Raw genomic sequence first — 19,348 nt, forward strand, 5'->3', positions numbered from 1 at the left:
ACGGTTAATCACAATTGCACCCTTCATTATCTGGCAGGCAGTTGCAGGGCACTTGATCCGGTGCCGACTTGGCTTTTTTTGCCAACAGGGTCTGCAAGGTTTGGATGTCTGCTTTGGTCAACGGAACCTGCTGCACCGCGTGAATCAAAGCTTCACCCGCTCGCATCTGGCAAATTCCGGAAAAGAGATCGTCAACGGCTTGGTCAATTGTTGCTTGTTCTTCAACGGCGGGCCGGTAAACAAAGGCGCGCCTATGCTTGGTAGCGGTTAAGGCCCCTTTTTTTACTAACCGCCGTAGCAAAGTCTTCACCGTTGCATCCTTCCACCCCATCATAGGCGTCAAAATTTGAATTACCTCCGTGCTCGTGACCGCTTTTTTCGACCAGGCAATCCGCATTACGCGCCATTCTGCTGGGGTAATCGCTAGTTCGTCCATAATCTCACCTCGCCCTTAGTTTACATTCGTCAACCAAAGGTGTCAAACCAGATTATTCGGCAACCTCACTCCGCCAACCTCGTACTTCATCACGGGCTGACATCCGGACCGGCAGCAAGCGACTTAAGATCCGATACAAGATCCAAACCATCACAAAGGTGTAAACCATGGTAATTGCGGTTGCTCCAATCTGAACTAAGAATTGTTGCCAGCCGCCCCCGTAAAAGAGACCATTGTGCACTACCGCGGGGTTAACCGCATGGGTAGCAAAAAGCCCGGTGGCGATGCTCCCCCAGATCCCACTAATCCCGTGACAGCCAAAGGCATCTAAGGTATCATCAACCTTCAACAGCGGCTTGATAAAGCGCACAAAGAGATAACTAATAATTGCTCCACCGATACCAATCAACGTGGCTCCCGTAATGGTGACATAACCCGTGGCTGGGGTAATTGCGACCAGGCCACATAAAGCCCCAGTACAAGTTCCCACCAGGGTAACGTGCGGTTGGAAAATTAATTCTAATCCTTGCCAAGCAACCATCGCCCCAGCCGTCGCCACGGTTGTCGTTAACATCGCTTGGACGGCAATCTCGTTAATCGCTAAGGCGGAACCAGCGTTAAAACCATACCATCCTAACCATAACATTGACGTGCCGATTAAAACGAGCGCTTGATTGTCATGGCGCAAGGTCCGGTCAAGCCGGGGTCCTACCAACAGCGAAAGGGTAAAGGCCGTGACTCCGGCATTGATGTGTACCACCGTTCCCCCCGCAAAGTCTAAGGTCCCCAAGTGTTGCAAGAAGCCGCCACCCCAAACCATATGCACGAGTGGATAATAAATCAAAACTGACCAACCAATAATAAAGGCCGCTAAGAATGGCAACCGGACTCGCCCAACGATGGCCCCGATAAAAAGCGCTGGTGTAATAATTGCAAACATCATCTGGTATAAAGCATATAAGCCCAGCGGAATCCGGCTATCTGGCAGGACACTTGCTAAATTCAAGTGGTACATCATCAAGGCCTTTAAGTTGCCCACCACCGGCCCTTGGCCACTAAAAGAGAGCGAATAGCCGATGACAACCCAGAGCAGGCTAGCTAAACCACAAATGAAAAAGACCCCAATAAACGTATTGACCATATTCTTTTTCGGCACCAAGCCCCCGTAAAAGAGGGCCAGTCCTGGCGTCATAAAGAAAACTAAAATTGAAGCTACCATAATAAACAAGACATTAACGAGGCTCATCGAATCATCCTTCCCTCAAATAATACTGGTAACTATAGACCAATTTTAGCTAACTGCCAACCGCTGACCATTAATCCCGTTAATAAATAGCTTTTAGCCTTATCATTGCAACTTTTATTAATTTGAAACCGATTACGATTTTATCAAAGAAAGCTAGACCAATTGGGCATTGACACCATGTGTTATCCTAAAGCTTAAAGACTTAATTTGGAGAGGAATTTGATTGTGGAGGAATTATTCGAACACACTTCCATTCGGCGGGCTTATTTTACTCTAGCGCTCCCGGTAGTTTTAAACATGGTTGTTTCTTTAATCTATAACATGGTTGATACCTTCTTTGTGGCGCAAACCCAAAACCCCGATCTGATCGCGGGGGTTTCCCTCGGGGCCCCACTTTTTACCTTAATGATTGCCCTTGGCGATATGCTCGGCCTTGGTGGCTCATCGTTAATTTCCCGGCTCTTTGGCGAACATCGCTACGCTGAAGCCAAAAATGCGAGTGGTTTTTGTTTTTATGGCAGCTTTTTGCTCGGGATCGGAGTCATGCTCATCCTCATGTTGGGACAAACGCCCTTTTTAAAGCTCCTCGGAGCCACGGACGCAACCTGGGAATATGCGCGGCAATACTACCTCGTGATTGCTGCCGGGGCCCCTTTTATTATTTTCTTTTACTCCCCGGTTAATATCCTCCGCACGGAGGGGCTCGCCGTGCAGTCGATGAAAGCGAGCGTTGTCGGAACGGTGATCAACATTATCTTAAACCCCATCTTGATCTTTCCTTGTGGATTGGGCGCCGCTGGTTCGGCTTTAGCGACCGTCATTGGTAACGTTTTGGCTGATATTTTGATGGTTTACTATCTCCGGTCTGCCAGCAAGCGTTTAACCACATCAATCCACCACACCAAGTTAGCTGGTCCACTCCAGCGCGAGATCCTAATGATTGGGATCCCCGCCTCCGTTACCAATCTAATGTCAACCTTTGCGATGGCCATGACCAACCGCTATTTGATTCATTACGGGGCAACTTCAGTGGCCGCGATGGGCATTGCCTTAAAAATCAGCATGATCACCACCATGATTTTCGTTGGCTTTGCCTTTGGTGCCCAACCGCTGATTGGCTATACCTACGGAGCTAAGGATACGCAACGATTTAACGCTACGATCCGCCTTGATTTAAGCGTGGTTTGTGGTTTTTCACTGATCATGACTTGCCTAATGTGGTTTTTGGCGCCAACAATGATTAAATGGTTTATGAAGGATCCGGCCGTCATCGCCCACGGAACGATGATGATTCGTTGGTTAATTTCTTCGGCAACCTTAGCCGGTTTAATCTTGGTTTTCACGACGATGTTTCAAGCCATGGGGAAAGCTTTCCCCGCCTTTATGCTCTCCTTCTTTCGCCAAGGAGTTATCTTTTACCTAGTGCTAACCCTCTTTGCCCATCTTTTTGGCTACCAAGGGATCATTGCCAGTCAAGCAGGAGCGGATTTGGTTACCGCCATCATTGCCGTCATCCTCTTTAATTTTTATCGGCCCAAAACTAGGTAATAATCAAACGTTATCTCACTACACCAAAAAGCCCAGGGAGAAATGTCTCTTCCTGGGCTTTTGTTTTCACATGTTATTTAACACCGCTACCGTCCACGATTATTTTTGAACGCCGTGCTTCTTACCCGCAATCTCGTAGAAAAGATAAGCAATTAAGGCAAAGAAGAATGGACCCGCAATCGTCCAGAAGGCCGTTTCAAAATCGTGATCAAGGATTGGTTGGATGAAGGTAAAGAGCGTCCCGACAATCAAAATTAATTCCACGAAACAAACTAATGCATTCGTCCAAGTTGGATTCTTAAAGGCGACAAAGCTTTGGTCATAGTGCTTCTTCTTGAAGAATGGGAAGGCCCCCACTAAGAACATGTAAGGCGCCGTGGAAGAAACATTTGCCATATCCGTTAAGATCGTGTAAAACCGTTGAGCCGCTGAACCCCCGAAAGAAACTAAGAAGACAATCACACAAACGACGATCGCTTGGACCCACATTGCATTGGCTGGCATATCCGCCTTATTTAGCTTCGTTAACTTGGCTAGCCACAAGCGCCGGTCAGAACCAAGAATGAAGGCCTTAATTGGTGAATACATCAAAATAAAGAGGGCCCCTAAGAAACCGATGGCTTGCGCTAAAGCAACGATCCGCGTCATTGCAACCCCAAAGGTAACGGCTGCCGCATGGGACCAACCTAAGGCGTTCCCCATGGCCACCCCTAAGTAGTTGAAGACCACGTAAGTAACGTTCCCCAAGTTAACACTGGACTTCGTCATTTGTGATTGATAGTTAATTGACCAACCAAGCATGAAGATCATTAAGACGTAAGTTCCAATCGTAAAGATCGAGGCAATAATCAAGCCCCGGGGGAAAGTCTTTTCCGGATTATCCATGTCATCCGTAACAGAACCTAAGGATTCCATCCCCCCGTAGGCAAAGACAGCATAAACCACGAAGGAAATCAAAGCAATTGGCGTTTGGAAAGCCGGATTTGGCGAAGTAATAAAGGCACTAGGACCATCAATTGGTTGAGCTAACTTAAAGTGATTAGCAAATAAAACAATTAAGGAAACTACCACGAAGATCACATTAACCACGATGGTAAAAATTCCCCCTAAAGAACCAATCTTGGCAATCGCATTCATCCCCTTGGAACTAAAGAACGTGATCGCCAGAATCATCAAGATACCCAAGATCCCAATGGTTTGGGTCGAAGAAAGTCCCAAGATCGACCAAGAACCAGTCGTATCCTTACCGAATAACAGGGCTGAGAAAGTGATCCAAACCCGCGAAGCGGTCGAAACCATCCAGACAATCCAAGAGGCGAGCCAAACGAACGTCCCAATAAAGGCCATCCGTTCTCCAATTGAACCAGCTAACCAGGAATAAATCCCCCCTTGAGCATCCTTAAAGGCGGACCCATATTCGGCCATCATCAGACCACATGGGAAGAAGAAACAAATCCCGGCTAGGGCGTACCAAAAGATACTCCCGTAACCCATTTGCAAGTATGCATTTGAAACATTCCCGAACCCGAAAATCGTGGAAATGATCATTGTCACCAAGCCGAAGGTCGTAATCTTTTTGACCTTACTATTGCTATCGTCCATTTCAGAATCATCCTCCATAAATGAATAAAAATTATTAAAAAATTCAACGTTAATAATTATAGGCGTCCGCTTTGATTTTAGCAAGGTAAAATCTCACCAGTAATTAGGAGCTTTTTCCCATCCTCTTCATCAATGCATAAAAACCTTATAACCATTCTTGCTCGTAAACTGCTTCTTTAAAACCGGCCGTCACATGGTTGCCCTCCACCATTAAGGGGCGCTTAATTAGTTTGCCATCACTGGCGAGTAGTTCGGCTGCCTGGTCAATCGTCATCTCCGCTAGCTTATCTTTAAGCCCCTGTTGGCGGTAGTGTTGACCACTGGTGTTAAAGAAATAGCGCAAGCCCTTAGCTTGATTAGCAGTGAGCCAGCGTTTAAGATCACTCGCTGCTGGTGGGGTCGCAACCAAATCAATCTTATTAAAAGCAACTTGGTGCGCGTTTAACCACTGCTCCGCCTTTTTACAAGTGGAACACCGCGAATAACAATAGAATGTTGGCATTTAAATCCCTTCCTTCAAGTAATATTATGTTTAATTATACCGCGAAAATTATATTAAAAACGCCTAGGTTAAGAAATAAAAAAAGACAAAGGCCCGGTATGGCACCTTTGTCAACTAAATAAAGTTAAAAATCCCGTAATTGTCCATCAAGCTCATTTAATTCCGGATCATCCGGCGTCACCGTTAAAGCGTGATCGAGCGTATCCAGTAAAAGGTCGCGTTCGCCACTTTCTTGGTAGAAGTAAATTAATTGTTTCAAGAAAGTTGGATTATCCCAGTATGTTGGGCGGGCAGTTTCGAAGGCTTGGCTTGCCCGCTCAAAGTCTTCTTTTGCTTGGTAGGATTGAGCAAGGTTCCATTCGACTTGCGGGTCAACTGAATCTTTTTCAATCCCTTGCAGTAAGTCAATGTTGGCGTCATGATCGCCTTGACTAAGGTAATAATTACTGAGCTTAAGACTAATTGCCAAGTTTTCTGGAGCTAAGGCATGGGCGCTTTGCAGGTACTTTTTAACCAGGTCAAATTCCCCTAACCGACCCGCAATGTCGGCTGCTAAAGTAAAGAGGTTTTCGTTATATTCATCTACCCCTAAACCTTCTTGCGCTGTCTTGAGCGCTTGACTAAGATGGTTTTCCTGTAAATAAGCTTGGGCTAAGGCAGGATAGGCCGAAGCATATTGGTTATCTTCATCAATTAATTCCTTTAAGGTAATGATTGCTTCCTTGAGTTGGCCTAAGTTTAACTGGGTTAACCCGGTTTGGAAACGAATATCGGCCGTCATAAAACCGGGGGCCACTTGCTTCAAATAGCCAAGGGCTTGATCAAACTTGCCGCTTTGCGCATAGGCCATGCCTAAGCGCCCAGCAATGTCGACCCGGGCAAATTCCGCCACCCCTGCTTGAATCAAGGCAAAGTAGTAGCGGATCGCCAATCCAAATCGCCCAGTCGCGTAGTAATATTCCCCTAAAGCAAATAAAACGGCGGGTTCTTCTGGCGCAATTTGGTAAGCAGTCTGCAGTTTTTCTTCCGTGACTTCAAACTGCTCTTCCGTTTGATAAAGGTCCGCCGCAACTAACAAGGATTGGAGATACGCATCGGAGTCAGGCTTAATTTGCGCTAAGTAGGCCAAAGCTTCATCATTATTCCCGTTATCAATCGCAATTTCCGCCAAGGCCGTCCGTAACTCATCCTCATCGGGATACCGGTCTAAGAGTTTTAAGTAGGTCCGTTGAGCTTGTTGTAAAAAACCTAAGGCATACAATTGCTCCGCCAAGCTAAAGAGCACTTCGTCATCATCTTGGCGCAAAGCCCACGCAAAGTCCTTTTTAGCTTCGTCCAATTGCCCCATTTCAATGGCATTTAACATTTTTTCCGCATATGATTCCGCCACAATTTTTCCTCCTCGCAAAAATCACTATCATACTATTTTACGCGGTTTGGACCTTTTGTGCTACTAAAAAGGCTAGGGAGCCTTAAATTTCTCCCTAGCCGGTATTTGATTTTTAAATATTATTCAGCAAGCTTGTGACCAGACCATTGGCCCAATCTGGTTTACTTTTCCATCAAATCCTTCAATAAGGCCCGGGCTGAATCATGGAGCGCCTTAGGTGACTTGTCGTTACCCAAGTGGGTGTAGATTTCACCAACCGGAACCCCTTGCTGGAAGAGGGCTGCAAAGACCTTATCAATAACTGGCCGGGTCAAGGCTTCTTCTTGAACGGGCCCGAATGGGTTAGCAAAGAAGGTCGTCGTCATCCCTACTTCATCAGTTGTCCCGAGAGCCTTCCGCTTACCAGCAATAAAGACCTTCTTGGCTGAAGCTTCGTCATCAAAGAAGTGGACCCCCACGCCATCATCGTAGTTATTAGCATAGAGCCACATATCAATTTCGTGTTCGGCGACCACTTCAGCGTATGATGCGGCGGGAATAATTACCCGGGCGTTCTTACGTTCTGGGTTCAAGAAGACCCCACGGTCCATGTTATTGAAAGCTACGGAACTGGAAAGGTCATCCAACCGGACGAAGGCCCCCGTTTCCGTCCCTTGGGCTACCACTTGCCCATCAGAACGAACCCGGAACGAACCCATATCATCAAAGATCGTGTCAACCGCAATAATTTGGTCATCAGCAACTTCTTGGAGGGCTTCAATGGATTCTGACTTCCCGGCGCCGGAGTCCCCAAAGAAGACCACCGTCTTTTGCTGGCCGCTCTTGAAACGGATCCGAACCATTGACCCGTGAATTGGTAAGAGCCCATGGTTGATTTGGTGCAAGTTGTGCAAGGTTAAGCACATCTTCTTCATGTAACCAAAGTAGGTCGTGTCATCCGTGTATGGCACTTCGCCGACCCAAATTCCGTTTTGATCATCATGGTAGTAGTGACTTACCATGCCTTCGGTTTCTGGCACACCAAAGAGCAAGATCACATCCGGCTTATGGCCGATCACATCTTCCTTCGGTGCTAATTCAAACAAGTTAGCCAGAGCGAGGCCATTAACCAGGTAATCCAGTTGGAAGTAGATAAAGGCTAAGGTTTCCCCAATCTTAGCTGGGTAGCAATACCATTCGCCTGGCCTACCATTAAAGTGATCAATGGGGTTGTAATCAACCGCCGTGAACAGCCCCTTCCGCTTGTTAGAGATGGTGTGCATCAACAATGGTGGCCGCAACATAACCTTATCAATAAAGTCAAATTGGTTTAACGCTGCATACTTTTCGGGGGCTGCCCACACATGATGCCGGACGAGCAAGGACGCATCCGTCCCCGCACTAACTTGCCGGAAAGTCCGGTTTGCAAAACCTTGCAGTTTTTCTTCGAGCATCCGGTAACTCCGCAGGACTAATTCATTAAAGCGCCGGTCGATCTGTTTAAATTCTTGTCCCAGAATGTGATTACTATCAGCTTTAATTACGGAAACCCGCAGTAAGGAGCGATAAAAAGAGTAAAAGCGTTCCAAACTAGCCAGAATTTCTTCTTTACTAAATTGATCATAAATCGTTGCATCATCAATCATGACCTTGGCAAAGGCCGCCAGATATTCCTTCGCTGAAAGAGATTCAAAACTATTTGGCACCGGCGTCCCTTCATTTTTGAGGAACAGTGCCACCAGTTCTTGCACATCTGGTGAATTAAAAAACGCAACAACACTCGTTGGGTAGTCCTGATTAAAATCTAATCGAGCTACCTTTCGTTCCGCGTTAACATATAATGAGTTTGTAACTAAAGTGTTCGACATTAATGATCACATTCCTTTCGTTTGTTACTAATAGAATACCAGAATTTCAGAAAATGTGAACAATAATTGAGCACTTTCCAATTTGTCTCGCCCACTTTTATTAACAAAAGATTAGATTTTGATAAAAATAACCCTTTTTATTTTGGTTGTAAACGAATTCAATTAGAATTTTTTTAATTTAAAATAAAAAAAATCCCCGCTCACGTATGAACGAGGAATCATATTAACATTGAATGTTAATTATTTAACGGCATCCTTCAAAGCCTTACCTGGCTTGAAAGCTGGTATCTTGCTAGCCGGAATTTGAATTTCGGCCCCCGTTTGTGGGTTCCGTCCCTTCCGGGCAGCCCGTTGACGGACTTCAAAGTTACCAAAGCCGATTAATTGAACCTTTTCACCCTTTGCCAAGGAAGCTTGGATTGCACTGAAAACCGCGTCAACTGCCGTCGTTGCATCTTTCTTGGTTAAACCAGTTGCACTAGCAACATCGCTAACTAATTCTGCTTTGTTTGCCATAATATTTTACCCCCGTTTAATGTCAGAATACCTGACACCCGAATGTGTTACCTCAAATAGGTATCGTAAACCAAGGTTCGTTCACTTGATTCATGATTAAGATTATCATAGTAAAACACTGTATTCAAGGCATTTTAAAAAGTTTTTACTAAATTATTATTAAAATAAAGTTTACTACTTAAATAAGTAAGCTAAGGCAAATGAGGACGTAAGGATTTTAAGAATTTGACATCCAACAATCTCTTCTGTGACTACTACTTTCGTTTCCGTTTAATCACGTGAATTGGCGTCCCCGTAAAGTCAAAGGCCGCCCGGATCTGATTTTCTAAATACCGTTGGTAGGAGAAGTGCATTAGATCAGGATCGTTCACAAAAACCACAAAAGTTGGTGGGGCCACGGCCACTTGGGTCGCATAGTAAACCCGTAGTCGCTTCCCGTTAACCGTTGGCGTTGGATTAGCAGCTAAGGCATCCATCAAAACGTCATTCAAGACTGATGATTGAATCCGCCGTTGGTGATTAGCCTCAACCATTTGAATCATCGCCGGAAGTTTATTCAACCGTTGCTTAGTTTTCGCGGAGACAAAGATAATTGGAGCATAGGCAAGGTATTGAAATTCTTGGCGGATCAAGTTGGTAAAGTCCGTCATCGTCCGCTGGTCACGATCCGGGATTGTATCCCATTTATTGACAACGATGATCACGGCCCGGCCGGCTTCATGAGCATAGCCGGCGACGTGCTTGTCAAGTTCACGAATCCCTTCTTCAGCATTGAGGACCACTAAGACCACGTCTGAATCATCAATCGCCTTCATTGACCGCATCAAGGCGTAGCGTTCGGTATTTTCATAGAGCTTACCTTGCTTTTTAATCCCCGCGGTGTCAACCATGGTATACTTCTGGCCATCATCACCGACAAAGTTGGTATTAATGGCGTCCCGGGTAGTCCCAGCAATATCGGAAACAATTACCCGTTGTTCCCCTAACATGGCATTCACGATGGAAGATTTGCCCACATTTGGCCGCCCGATCAAGCTAAAGCGAATCGTATCGTCAGCTGGTTTGGCCTTTTCTTCGGGGAAGTGCTTAATCACTTCATCCAACATGTCCCCCAGGCCAACCCCGTGAACACTGGAAACGGGATAAGGTTCACCTAACCCCAGGGAATAAAAGTCATAAATATCGGTCCGCCGTTCTGGGTTATCAACTTTATTTACGGCTAAGACAACTGGCTTTTTCGACTTGTATAAGAGTTGGGCCACTTGTTCATCAGCATCGGTAATGCCATTTTCGACGTTAACGACCAGAATAATAATATCAGCTTCATCAATCGCCACTTCGGCTTGTTGCCGAATTTGGGTGACTAGCGGTTGATCAGAAATTTCAATCCCACCGGTATCAATTAAGCTAAATTCCTTCCCCAGCCATTCTGCGTGGGCATAGATCCGATCCCGGGTAACACCTGGCGTATTTTCAACAATTGAAATCCGATCCCCAACAATCCGGTTGAACAGGGTCGATTTGCCAACGTTTGGTCGGCCGACAATGGCCACAATTGGATTTGCCATTTTGTTGCTCCTTTCAATTAAAAATTAGCAGTTCTTCATCGCGGATATCTTTTTCAAAATAAAAAGACGGCGACTATCCGGTCACCGCCCAATTTAAATGATTAACTTGGCTTACTTGCCGGCGTTCTTTAATTCGTCACCGATCAAATCACCAAGGGTAAAGCCACTTTCTTCTTCCGGAGCGTCAGCAGCGTAGTTGTTACGCCGTGGACGACGGTTACCGCGGTTACCACGGTTGTTGTTGTTTTCTTCCCCTTCAGGCTTTTCTTCTAAGGCCTTGATGGAAAGACCAAGCCGTTGTTGAGCTGGGTCAACGTTGATAACCTTAACCTTAACTTCTTGGCCTGGCTTCAAAACATCAGCTGGCGTAGCAATGTGCTTGTGGGAGATTTGGGAAATGTGAACCAAACCTTCAACGCCAGGGAAGACTTCAACAAATGCACCAAAGCTCGTAAGCCGCTTAACCGTTCCTTCAAGAACCGTTCCTTCAGCCGCTTTTTCTTCAATGTCATCCCATGGTCCAGGCAACGTTTGCTTGATAGAAAGGGAAATCCGTTCCCGTTCTGGGTCAACGCTCAATACCTTAACCTTAACGTCTTGGCCAACAGAAAGAACATCACTTGGCTTGTCAACGTGGTCGTATGAAATTTCAGAAACGTGGACCAAACCATCAACACCACCGAGGTCGATGAAGGCACCGAAGTTCGTCATCCGTGCAACCTTACCTTCAACAACATCACCAGCAGCTAATTCGCTAAAGATCTTCTTAGCAACAGCTTCGTGTTGAGCCTTGACAATTTCCTTGTGAGAAAGGATCAAGCGGTTTTCGCTTGGTTCAATTTCGATAATCTTGAATTCTAATTCTTGACCAACGAATTGCTTCAAGTCTTCAACGTAGTGGTCAGTAATCATTGATGCTGGAACGAACCCACGAACACCAGCGTCAACTACTAAACCACCCTTAACAGCTTGGGTAACCTTAGCAGTGATCGTTTCACCGGCTTCAAACTTCTTTTGGATTTCGTTCCAAACTTTCATGGCTTCTAAGCGACGGTGTGAAAGCAGGTAGCTACCGTTTTCCTTATCGCTGCCAATCTTGGAGATTACAACCAAGTCCAAAACGTCCCCAACCTTGACTACTTCATTGATGTCATCGACTGGCTTCGTGGACAATTGGTTAGCGGGAACAATCCCTTCAACACCTGCGTCCTCAATCCCAACGATTGCTTGGCGATCGTCATCGATTTGCAGTACCTTACCCTTAACAACATCACCTACATTTACTTGCTTGATGCTGTCAAGCGCTTCTAACATCGCGTTATTGTTTTCGATTTCAGCCATCTAAAAATATCCTCCTTGCAACAATCAACTCTGACTTTCATTTTACTAGATAAAATTGGTTTTGACTAGGGATAAAACTAATTTCCTTCAACTTTTTTGATAATTGCACTAATTTCATCAACCACTTCTTCGATTGACAAGTGAGTTGAATCCAGTCGGATGGCATCTTTGGCCTGGGTCAGCGGTGAAACTTCCCGTTCAGAATCTAGTTTATCCCGCCGTTCAATGGCCGCCTGTAATTCAGCTAAAGTTGTTGTTGCAATCCCTTTTTGTTTGTTTTCTTCAAAGCGACGCCGCGCCCGTTCATAGGCTGAAGCAACCAAAAAGATCTTTACTTCAGCATCTGGTAAGACCGTGGTCCCCACATCGCGACCGTCCATCACAATCCCGCCAGCTTCAGCAATTTTTCGTTGTTGCGCCACCATCTCTTTGCGCACAGCGGGAACCGCAGCAACCACGGAAACGTTAGCGTTGACTTCGTTTGAACGAATTGCTTCGGTCACCTCTTGACCATCAATAAAGACCCGTTGTTCGGGTTCGCCTGGCTTAAAGGTGATTTGGATTGCCTGAGCAACTTTGGTCACGGCAGCTTGATCTTTAACGTTGATCCCTTTTTGCAAGGCCGCTAAAGTAACTGACCGGTACATTGCCCCAGTATCACAGTAGACATAACCAAAGCGCTTAGCAACCAATTTTGCCACGGTACTTTTACCAGCTGAGGCTGGTCCATCAATGGCAACTTGTAACCCTTTCAAAGATAACACTCCTCTTTAAGATCCTATTTAACTCGTAATTGTTGACCCGGGTAGAGCTTAGTTGACGGTGAAATTCCGTTTAATTGAGCCAATTCATCGACCGTCAAACCATTATTAGCTGCAACTCGGTAAATTCCCTGACCAGCTTGCACTTTAACGTAACTAGCCGCACTCGAACTATTGTTTTGGCTACTACTTGTACTACTGGAAGCTTCCATCCCACTTGAACTTGAGCTTAAAGCCTGACTTTTTTTACTGCTAGCCGACTTAGCCTTGCTATGCTTGGTTGACTGAGTTGCTGATTTGCCTTGGTGGGTTGCAGAATGGACTTTTTTTTTAGCGTTTGAACTAGCTTTAGCTACCTGTTCTGTATGTTGAACTGGGTGGTTAAAAGACTTTTCATGATTTAGCCAATAAATAATCGGGGTGGCCGCCAGAATAATAATTAAAACGACTAGGATCGTAGTGAATCTGGCATTGGCTGAACTTTGCTTTCGGTGCTCGATCCGTGATAAATGACCATCCTTACCTAAATCTTGATTATCCTCAAAAGTTTTGTCCCAGAGGTTTTCATCCACATTTCGTTCGTCTTCCCGACGCTTCATTTTCTTTCCTCCTCGCGGGTCTAATAAAATTATTCTAGCAAAATTACTCACCGGTTTCTAGTTCTGACAGTTGAATAGTCGATTTAATTGCTTTTGCCAATCCAATTGCCGCCGCTTTACTTTAGTAGGCTTTGTTTTTCCAAGACCAAAGTCACTTGGTTGCCAATCTGGCTGGTGAAAATCACAACATGGTGTCTGTTTATGCTCGCCTTCATCAAAGGCCGCCAGCAACATTTTTCGGCGACAAGTCTGATTTTTAACATAGGCTAACATCTGGTTAATTCGTTGTCGTGCCCGCTTAGCTTGCTGGTTAAACAGGGCCGGTAAATCTTGCGGTTGGTAACCGTGATGGAGGTAAAAATTAATTACCGGTCCTTTTTCCCCAAGCAGCGTTGGCGAAATTTTACCAGTTAAGACCCTTTCCATTTGGGTCTGGGATGGTAATTCGACCTGGGTTAACAATTCCGGAATGCTCTCATCCCCCGGTGCATACAGCAACAGTGCTAAGGCCGGTTGCCCATCCCGACCAGCACGACCGATTTCCTGGGTATAGGCGGCTAGACTCGCTGGCAGATGGTAATGAATCACATAACGCAGATCATTTTTATCAATTCCCATCCCAAAAGCGCTGGTTGCGCAGATTACGTCCAGTTCATTTTGCATAAATTGATTTTGAATCCGAAAGCGTTCCACCGCTTCTAAACCAGCATGATAAGCAGCTACCCGGAGATCAGAAACCGTCGTTAACCAGCTTGCCATGGCATCCGCCTGTTTGCGGCTAGAAAAGTAAATTACCCCTGGTCCACCGAGTTTGGGAAGGGTTGCTTGCAGATAGGTTTGTTTTGCAAGGGAATTTTCAAGTTCTTGGACGGCTAAAAAGAGATTGGCCCGATTAACTGATTGCCGAATAATGGTGACTTGCTCTGTTGGCAAACCGACCTTCGTTAAAATATCCTGGGTAACCCGTTTCGTTGCCGTAGCCGTTAAAAGTAAAGTTGATCGCGGCCGCAAAGCCTGAATTGCTGCTTTTAAAAGGAGGTATTCCGGTCGAAAATCCGGCCCCCATTCGGAAACACAGTGGGCCTCATCAATGACAAAGAGGCTGATTGTCAACTGACGTAACGCCCCTAAAACTGGCCCCCGACCTAAGGTTTCTGGTGAGGTAAAAATAAAGCGATACCGACTAAGGGTCGCTAAAATGGCAGTTTGATCTTGATTATTGACGGCCGAATTTAAGACCACCGCGCGAAAATCACCTTGCCGGGTGATCCGGTCCGCTTGATCCTGCATTAAGGATATTAAGGGTGAGATAATCAAGATGGTTCCCGGTAGCAAATAAGCTGGCAGTTGGTATAGCAGGCTCTTGCCTCCACCAGTCGGTAAAATGGCAAGCGTATCTTGCCTCGCCAAAACCGCCTGTAAAGTTTCAAATTGGCCGGAACGAAAGTGTTTAAACCCAAAATGAGCCTGCAAAAGCTGGGTTAATTTTGCCTCATCCATCTTGCATCACCTTAACCTGAAATAACCGAAAATAGAAGAATTCATGCCCCGGATCGGTACTTTGCGGCGTAAACCGCCACTCTGCCACCGGTCCTTGATATTGTTGTTGTAACTTAGCCTCAACCTGCGATGGGAGGAGACGCGCTAGCGGTAGCTGGCCTGGTAAGAGAATGACGGCTTGCAAAAGATGCTCTCTGATGGTTCCAACCCTAAGCCGCCGGGCGTGACTAATCTCCTCGATCGAATGGCCACCTAAAAAGGCGGTTAACGTTTGCTGGGCACTGCTACTTAAAGGCGTCGTTGCTAACAGGGGCAAAACAAGCTCCGTTAGGGCCCCAGTGGACTGGGCTAAGGAATGGGCAAAAAAGAGCCAAGCATCCCGTTCCATCCAAAAAAGGTCACTTGCTTGGATGCCAAGTTGGCGACTAGCCTCCATGGCTGACCAGCCAACTGATTCATGACCAATTAAGCGGTAGGCAAAAAGATTACTCAAGCGCTCATCAACTTTCGCTAATTGGGTTAAAACCGCTGCTAATTCCGTTTTGACTTGGCTCACAATTTGTCCATCGTGATGCAAAAACCAATTCCGAACCGCTAGTTTTTCATGCCAAGGTAAACTTAGGGGGGAATATCGGCGATTATGATATGCAAATTCTGAGACTAATTGCACCGCTAATAAAACCCGGTCAGCTAGCCGTTGCCAATTTGCAATCCAGGTCCACTGGCCAAATCGTGGCTGATAATGATTAGCTTGCCACGTCATTTGGGCTGCTAAGCCCTTTTCCGTCAACTGTGCCGTCTGATCAGCTAGGATTAAATTACCTGCCTGCGCTTGGACCATTAACCATTGGTCGTAAGTTTGGCGTGATAAATGGCGATCCGCTCCCAAATACGGCAAGATGCCATAGTTTTGCGCCCAAAATAAATTCGTAATGGTTCGCTTTCCTTGCAGCGTTCCTTCAATTACTCGGATCCGCCGGGGACGGCCACTAAATAAGGCCAGGAGATAATCCACCACTAATTTCACCACCCTGTTGTTCAAGTCATTTAATTTCTATCATAACTTGCTTAACTTAACTTGAGTAGTTATTTTAATACAATTTAGTAAAAAGTCACCAATCAAAAGTTAGCAGATCGTGGTGATCTGATCTAACCTGATTGGTGGCGCTACTTAAATCACTAAATCAACAGGACGCTAATTATTAATCGCTAATATGCAAGAAATGTTTCATCCGACTAGCAATAATCGCCAAGACAGCACTTACAATAATCCCCTTAATGATGTTAAACGGCAAGACCCCAAAGGCCATTAATTGGGGAATGGGCAGGGTTGGTTGCCAACCGAACATCTTCATATACATTGGGGTTAAGACGTAAAGATTAAAGACCGTCATCACAAGGGCTAAAACTAAAGTTCCCGTAATCCCACTCCAAAGCATCGCCCGCTTAAAGGTAAACTGGCTATTTTTCCGGAAAAACCAAGCAACCGGTAATAAGAGGGATAAAGAAGAACAGAAGCTAGCAAATAAACCGAGCAATTCAACCGGTGAAAAGCCCCGGACTGCCCCGTGCAACAGCAACTTAATGATGGTAATCATGATCCCCGTTACTGGCCCATACATAATTGTCCCCAGTAACACTGGTAAGTCAGAAAAATCGAGCTTCAGGTACGAAACAACCGGGATCACCGGAAATTCAAAGAGCATTAACAAAAATGCTAACGCCCCAAAGCAAGCCGTTAGAGTATACCGTTGCATCCGTGAATGTGAAAGTGACATGGGACAAAACCTCCTGTGAGGTTGCCTTCTCGTGTAGGTATTAGCCAGGTTACAATCAAAAAGCTGGGCACAAAGCAAAGTTTGTCCCCAGCTACCTAATTCATCCATGTAGACCATGGCAATCTTCTATCTACCAGACTATACTGTCGGCACCTGGAATTACACCAGATTCCACCGCTTATGCGGGTTGCGGGCTATACCGCCGGTCGGGAATTACACCCTGCCTTGAAGACAAACCAAAAATATTTTATTGACGTACTTTTCGTACACCCTAAGAATAGCATGATGACTTACCCTTTACAAGTAAATCGGTTACTAAGTTGCCTGCTCCCGCCTAGATTTTTTCTTCCCCTGCTGGTGCTCGCTTCAAACCAATACCGGTCAAACCACTTAAAATGGAGAAAATCGGGGAAAGTAAACTAAAGAGGGCAAATGGCAAGAAGTGGGTAACTGGAACCCCCAAGGCCCCAGCCGCAAAAGAACCGGCAACCCCCCACGGTATGAGGTAATTAATCACACTACCCCCATCTTCCAGCACCCGACTTAAAGCTAAGGGGTCCAGTTTAATCCGGAAGAAGGCATGCTTAAAGGCATTCCCTGGTAAGATAACGGAAAGGTATTGTTCCCCAACAAAGAGATTAATGCCAATGCCGGCAAAAATCGTCGCGGTAACCAACCGTCCCGGTTTTTGTAAACGGGCCGCAACCGGGGCCATCGCATTTTCAATAATCCCCGTGTGCATCAAGATCCCCCCTAGGGCGAGGGTCATGATGATTAAAGCGACTGTCCCCATCATACTGGTAATCCCGCCCCGAGTTAAGAGGGTGTCAACCGTTGAGTTACCAGTCTTTGCAATGTAACCACTTTGGGCAAGCTGCGCTAATTTTGCCAAGGTGAAGTGGGGATCAAAGGCAAAAATCATCAGAATAGCAACAAAAATATTCATAAACAAGGTTGGAATCGCCGGGATTTTTTTCCAAGCACAAATTAACATCAAGCCAACGGGGACCGCTGCCCACCACGAAACTGAGAAGTGAGTCGTTAAAGTGTGCAAAGTGGGCGCCATCTTCGTCAAACTTACCCCTTGATTGGAGTAACCAAGTACGGCGAAAACAACTAAGGAGACCACAAAAGCGGGAATTGTCGTCCACATCATATTTTTGATGTGGGCAAACAAGTCACTCCCGGCCACCGCGGAAGCAAGATTTGTTGAATCAGACAATGGCGACATCTTATCACCAAAGACCGCTCCTGAAATAATTGCCCCGGCTGTCAAAGCGGGATTAATCCCCATGGTTGTCCCCATCCCAAAAAGGGCAATTCCAACGGTTGAGATTGTTGTGAACCCACTCCCAATCGCAACCCCAACCAAGGAACAGACCACAAAAACGGAGGGGATAAAGAAGGCCGCATTAATTAAGTGAAAACCTAAAACCATTAATGACGGAATGACCCCGGCTTGAATCCAAACCGCAATTAGGGTCCCAATTAACATAAAAATAAAGATGGGGATAATCGCCGTCGAAATCCCTTGTTTGATCCCCGCCATCAAGTCATCCCAGGTAAACCCGCGGAAACGGAGCCAACCCATCAAAGCGCCAATCACAGCTAAAACCGGAATATTTGGCATCAAGCCCAAACCGATCACACTAATGCCAAGCACGATTAACATTAAAACGAGGATGCTTACCGCCTCATTAAGCTGAACCTCTTTTTTCATTAAAATTCCTCCAAACAAAAAATCCCAGCAAGCATCATACTTGCTGGGACGATCTTTTACCGTGGTACCACCTAGCTAGGGAATTTTCCCCACTCTTGCTAGTCGATAACGGCACTAACCAATCCGTTCAGGACCTTTAACGGGTAATTCGGAGCTTTCATCCTGCCTAGCTTTCACCAACCGCTAGTTCGCTGACCCTTGAGATGAGGCCCTACTGATCGTTATCCTGAAATTTATTGTCATTACTTTAACATTCTGCCCACCAATTTACAAGCTAAAGTTGTTTTAAAGCTTTAACTTCATTTGGGCGCAGCTTTCGCCATTGCCCCGCTGAAGGGAGGCCGGCTAAGGTCAGTCCGGCATATTCTTCCCGATGCAATTTAACCACTGGATTACCAACGGCTTTCAGCATTTTTTTCACTTGATGATAATGACCTTCGTGAATCGTTAGCCGGACAATACTGTGCTTCCGGTCATCACTAACCGATACGACTTTGGCTTTTGCTTGGGCCGTCAAGCGACCATCAATCTTCACCCCGGTCCGTAAAGTCTTCAGGGCTTCATTGCTGACCCGGCCTTTCACTTTGGCAACGTAGACCTTATCAACCTCAAACTTTGGATGCATTAATTGATTTGTTAAATCCCCATCATTCGTCAACAATAAGAGCCCGGTCGTATCATAATCGAGCCGGCCAATTGGATAAATGCGTTCCTCAATGCCCGCCTCCTTAAAGATATCGACAACCGTTTTACGGCCTTTTTCGTCATGAGCGGAGGAGATCACCCCTCGTGGTTTATTTAATAGGAAGTAAACTAAGGGTTCTTTTTTTAGCGGCACCCCATCAACTTTAATCTGGTCACTTTGTTTAACCTGGATCCCTAATTCCGTCACAATCTGATCGTTGACTTCCACCCGGCCAGCTTGAATTAATTTTTCGGCTGCCCGCCGCGAAGCCACCCCCGCATGGGCAATCACTTTTTGTAGTCGTTCCAT

General features: G+C 45.9%; 17 protein-coding genes and 1 riboswitch. Of the genes, 1 reads left to right on the top strand and 16 read right to left on the bottom strand.

Annotation, left to right across the window (positions count from 1 at the left end; translation table 11 throughout):
* Positions 1-4: 4 nt before the first annotated feature.
* Both GTO83_RS05915 and GTO83_RS05920 read right to left on the bottom strand, forming a co-directional pair.
* Positions 5-436 (bottom strand): CopY/TcrY family copper transport repressor, encoded by a 432-nt coding sequence (locus GTO83_RS05915; RefSeq protein WP_370524227.1) that lies wholly within the window; start codon positions 434-436, stop codon positions 5-7.
* 52 nt (positions 437-488) lie between these two features.
* On the bottom strand, positions 489-1,682 hold the full coding sequence (locus GTO83_RS05920; RefSeq protein ID WP_180869653.1) for an ammonium transporter: 1,194 nt from the start codon (positions 1,680-1,682) through the stop codon (positions 489-491).
* Positions 1,683-1,907: 225 nt separating this feature from the next.
* Between GTO83_RS05920 and GTO83_RS05925 the strand changes: the two genes are divergently transcribed.
* Positions 1,908-3,230 carry an MATE family efflux transporter gene (locus tag GTO83_RS05925; protein ID WP_180869655.1) on the top strand — a complete coding sequence of 441 codons (1,323 nt, stop codon included), beginning with the start codon at positions 1,908-1,910 and terminating at the stop codon, positions 3,228-3,230.
* A gap of 99 nt (positions 3,231-3,329) precedes the next feature.
* On the opposite strand, the gene yjeM is transcribed toward GTO83_RS05925, so the two are convergent.
* The 14 genes from yjeM to GTO83_RS05995 form a co-directional block, all read right to left on the bottom strand.
* Entirely contained in the window at positions 3,330-4,832 is a 1,503-nt protein-coding gene (gene yjeM, locus GTO83_RS05930) for a glutamate/gamma-aminobutyrate family transporter YjeM (protein ID WP_180869656.1), read from the bottom strand.
* A 145-nt stretch (positions 4,833-4,977) separates the two neighbouring features.
* Positions 4,978-5,334, bottom strand: coding sequence for an arsenate reductase family protein (locus tag GTO83_RS05935; RefSeq protein WP_180869658.1), 357 nt, complete (start codon positions 5,332-5,334; stop codon positions 4,978-4,980).
* 124 nt (positions 5,335-5,458) lie between these two features.
* On the bottom strand, positions 5,459-6,700 hold the full coding sequence (locus GTO83_RS05940; protein ID WP_180872144.1) for a tetratricopeptide repeat protein: 1,242 nt from the start codon (positions 6,698-6,700) through the stop codon (positions 5,459-5,461).
* 185 nt (positions 6,701-6,885) lie between these two features.
* Positions 6,886-8,571 (bottom strand): phosphoenolpyruvate carboxykinase, encoded by a 1,686-nt coding sequence (locus GTO83_RS05945; RefSeq protein WP_180869660.1) that lies wholly within the window; start codon positions 8,569-8,571, stop codon positions 6,886-6,888.
* Between the two features lie 240 nt (positions 8,572-8,811).
* On the bottom strand, positions 8,812-9,087 hold the full coding sequence (locus GTO83_RS05950) for an HU family DNA-binding protein (RefSeq protein WP_180869662.1): 276 nt from the start codon (positions 9,085-9,087) through the stop codon (positions 8,812-8,814).
* A 254-nt stretch (positions 9,088-9,341) separates the two neighbouring features.
* Entirely contained in the window at positions 9,342-10,655 is a 1,314-nt protein-coding gene (der, locus tag GTO83_RS05955) for a ribosome biogenesis GTPase Der (RefSeq protein ID WP_180869663.1), read from the bottom strand.
* Between the two features lie 111 nt (positions 10,656-10,766).
* Positions 10,767-11,996, bottom strand: coding sequence for a 30S ribosomal protein S1 (rpsA, locus tag GTO83_RS05960; RefSeq protein ID WP_180869665.1), 1,230 nt, complete (start codon positions 11,994-11,996; stop codon positions 10,767-10,769).
* Between the two features lie 77 nt (positions 11,997-12,073).
* On the bottom strand, positions 12,074-12,751 hold the full coding sequence (cmk, locus tag GTO83_RS05965; RefSeq protein ID WP_180869667.1) for a (d)CMP kinase: 678 nt from the start codon (positions 12,749-12,751) through the stop codon (positions 12,074-12,076).
* Between the two features lie 23 nt (positions 12,752-12,774).
* Complete coding sequence (locus GTO83_RS05970) at positions 12,775-13,356, bottom strand: SAG1386/EF1546 family surface-associated protein (protein WP_180869669.1); 582 nt, start codon at positions 13,354-13,356, stop codon at positions 12,775-12,777.
* Positions 13,357-13,413: 57 nt separating this feature from the next.
* Positions 13,414-14,856, bottom strand: coding sequence for an ATP-dependent DNA helicase RecQ (locus GTO83_RS05975; RefSeq protein ID WP_180869671.1), 1,443 nt, complete (start codon positions 14,854-14,856; stop codon positions 13,414-13,416).
* Positions 14,849-15,874 (bottom strand): helix-turn-helix domain-containing protein, encoded by a 1,026-nt coding sequence (locus GTO83_RS05980; protein WP_180869672.1) that lies wholly within the window; start codon positions 15,872-15,874, stop codon positions 14,849-14,851. Before GTO83_RS05980 ends, GTO83_RS05975 begins: the two co-directional genes overlap by 8 nt.
* Before the next feature lie 184 nt (positions 15,875-16,058).
* A complete protein-coding gene (locus tag GTO83_RS05985) occupies positions 16,059-16,634 on the bottom strand; it encodes an ECF transporter S component (protein WP_180869674.1) in 576 nt (191 codons plus the stop codon).
* Positions 16,635-16,751: 117 nt separating this feature from the next.
* Positions 16,752-16,871, bottom strand: a riboswitch (FMN riboswitch).
* A 97-nt stretch (positions 16,872-16,968) separates the two neighbouring features.
* On the bottom strand, positions 16,969-18,354 hold the full coding sequence (gene nhaC / locus GTO83_RS05990; protein WP_180869675.1) for a Na+/H+ antiporter NhaC: 1,386 nt from the start codon (positions 18,352-18,354) through the stop codon (positions 16,969-16,971).
* A gap of 274 nt (positions 18,355-18,628) precedes the next feature.
* Positions 18,629-19,348, bottom strand: coding sequence for a pseudouridine synthase (locus GTO83_RS05995; RefSeq protein WP_180869677.1), 720 nt, complete (start codon positions 19,346-19,348; stop codon positions 18,629-18,631).

Source organism: Lactobacillus sp. 3B(2020) (genome assembly GCF_013487845.1).
Lineage (GTDB): Bacteria > Bacillota > Bacilli > Lactobacillales > Lactobacillaceae > Limosilactobacillus > Limosilactobacillus alvi.

Bases quoted from the DNA above. Each gene is read 5' to 3' on its own strand.
- GTO83_RS05915 (WP_370524227.1), bottom strand. From the start codon at position 436: ATGGACGAACTAGCGATTACCCCAGCAGAATGGCGCGTAATGCGGATT.
- GTO83_RS05920 (WP_180869653.1), bottom strand. From the start codon at position 1,682: ATGAGCCTCGTTAATGTCTTGTTTATTATGGTAGCTTCAATTTTAGTT.
- yjeM (WP_180869656.1), bottom strand. From the start codon at position 4,832: ATGGACGATAGCAATAGTAAGGTCAAAAAGATTACGACCTTCGGCTTG.
- GTO83_RS05935 (WP_180869658.1), bottom strand. From the start codon at position 5,334: ATGCCAACATTCTATTGTTATTCGCGGTGTTCCACTTGTAAAAAGGCG.
- GTO83_RS05940 (WP_180872144.1), bottom strand. From the start codon at position 6,700: ATGTTAAATGCCATTGAAATGGGGCAATTGGACGAAGCTAAAAAGGAC.
- GTO83_RS05945 (WP_180869660.1), bottom strand. From the start codon at position 8,571: ATGTCGAACACTTTAGTTACAAACTCATTATATGTTAACGCGGAACGA.
- GTO83_RS05950 (WP_180869662.1), bottom strand. From the start codon at position 9,087: ATGGCAAACAAAGCAGAATTAGTTAGCGATGTTGCTAGTGCAACTGGT.
- der (WP_180869663.1), bottom strand. From the start codon at position 10,655: ATGGCAAATCCAATTGTGGCCATTGTCGGCCGACCAAACGTTGGCAAA.
- rpsA (WP_180869665.1), bottom strand. From the start codon at position 11,996: ATGGCTGAAATCGAAAACAATAACGCGATGTTAGAAGCGCTTGACAGC.
- GTO83_RS05970 (WP_180869669.1), bottom strand. From the start codon at position 13,356: ATGAAGCGTCGGGAAGACGAACGAAATGTGGATGAAAACCTCTGGGAC.
- GTO83_RS05975 (WP_180869671.1), bottom strand. From the start codon at position 14,856: ATGGATGAGGCAAAATTAACCCAGCTTTTGCAGGCTCATTTTGGGTTT.
- GTO83_RS05985 (WP_180869674.1), bottom strand. From the start codon at position 16,634: ATGTCACTTTCACATTCACGGATGCAACGGTATACTCTAACGGCTTGC.
- nhaC (WP_180869675.1), bottom strand. From the start codon at position 18,354: ATGAAAAAAGAGGTTCAGCTTAATGAGGCGGTAAGCATCCTCGTTTTA.
- GTO83_RS05995 (WP_180869677.1), bottom strand. From the start codon at position 19,348: ATGGAACGACTACAAAAAGTGATTGCCCATGCGGGGGTGGCTTCGCGG.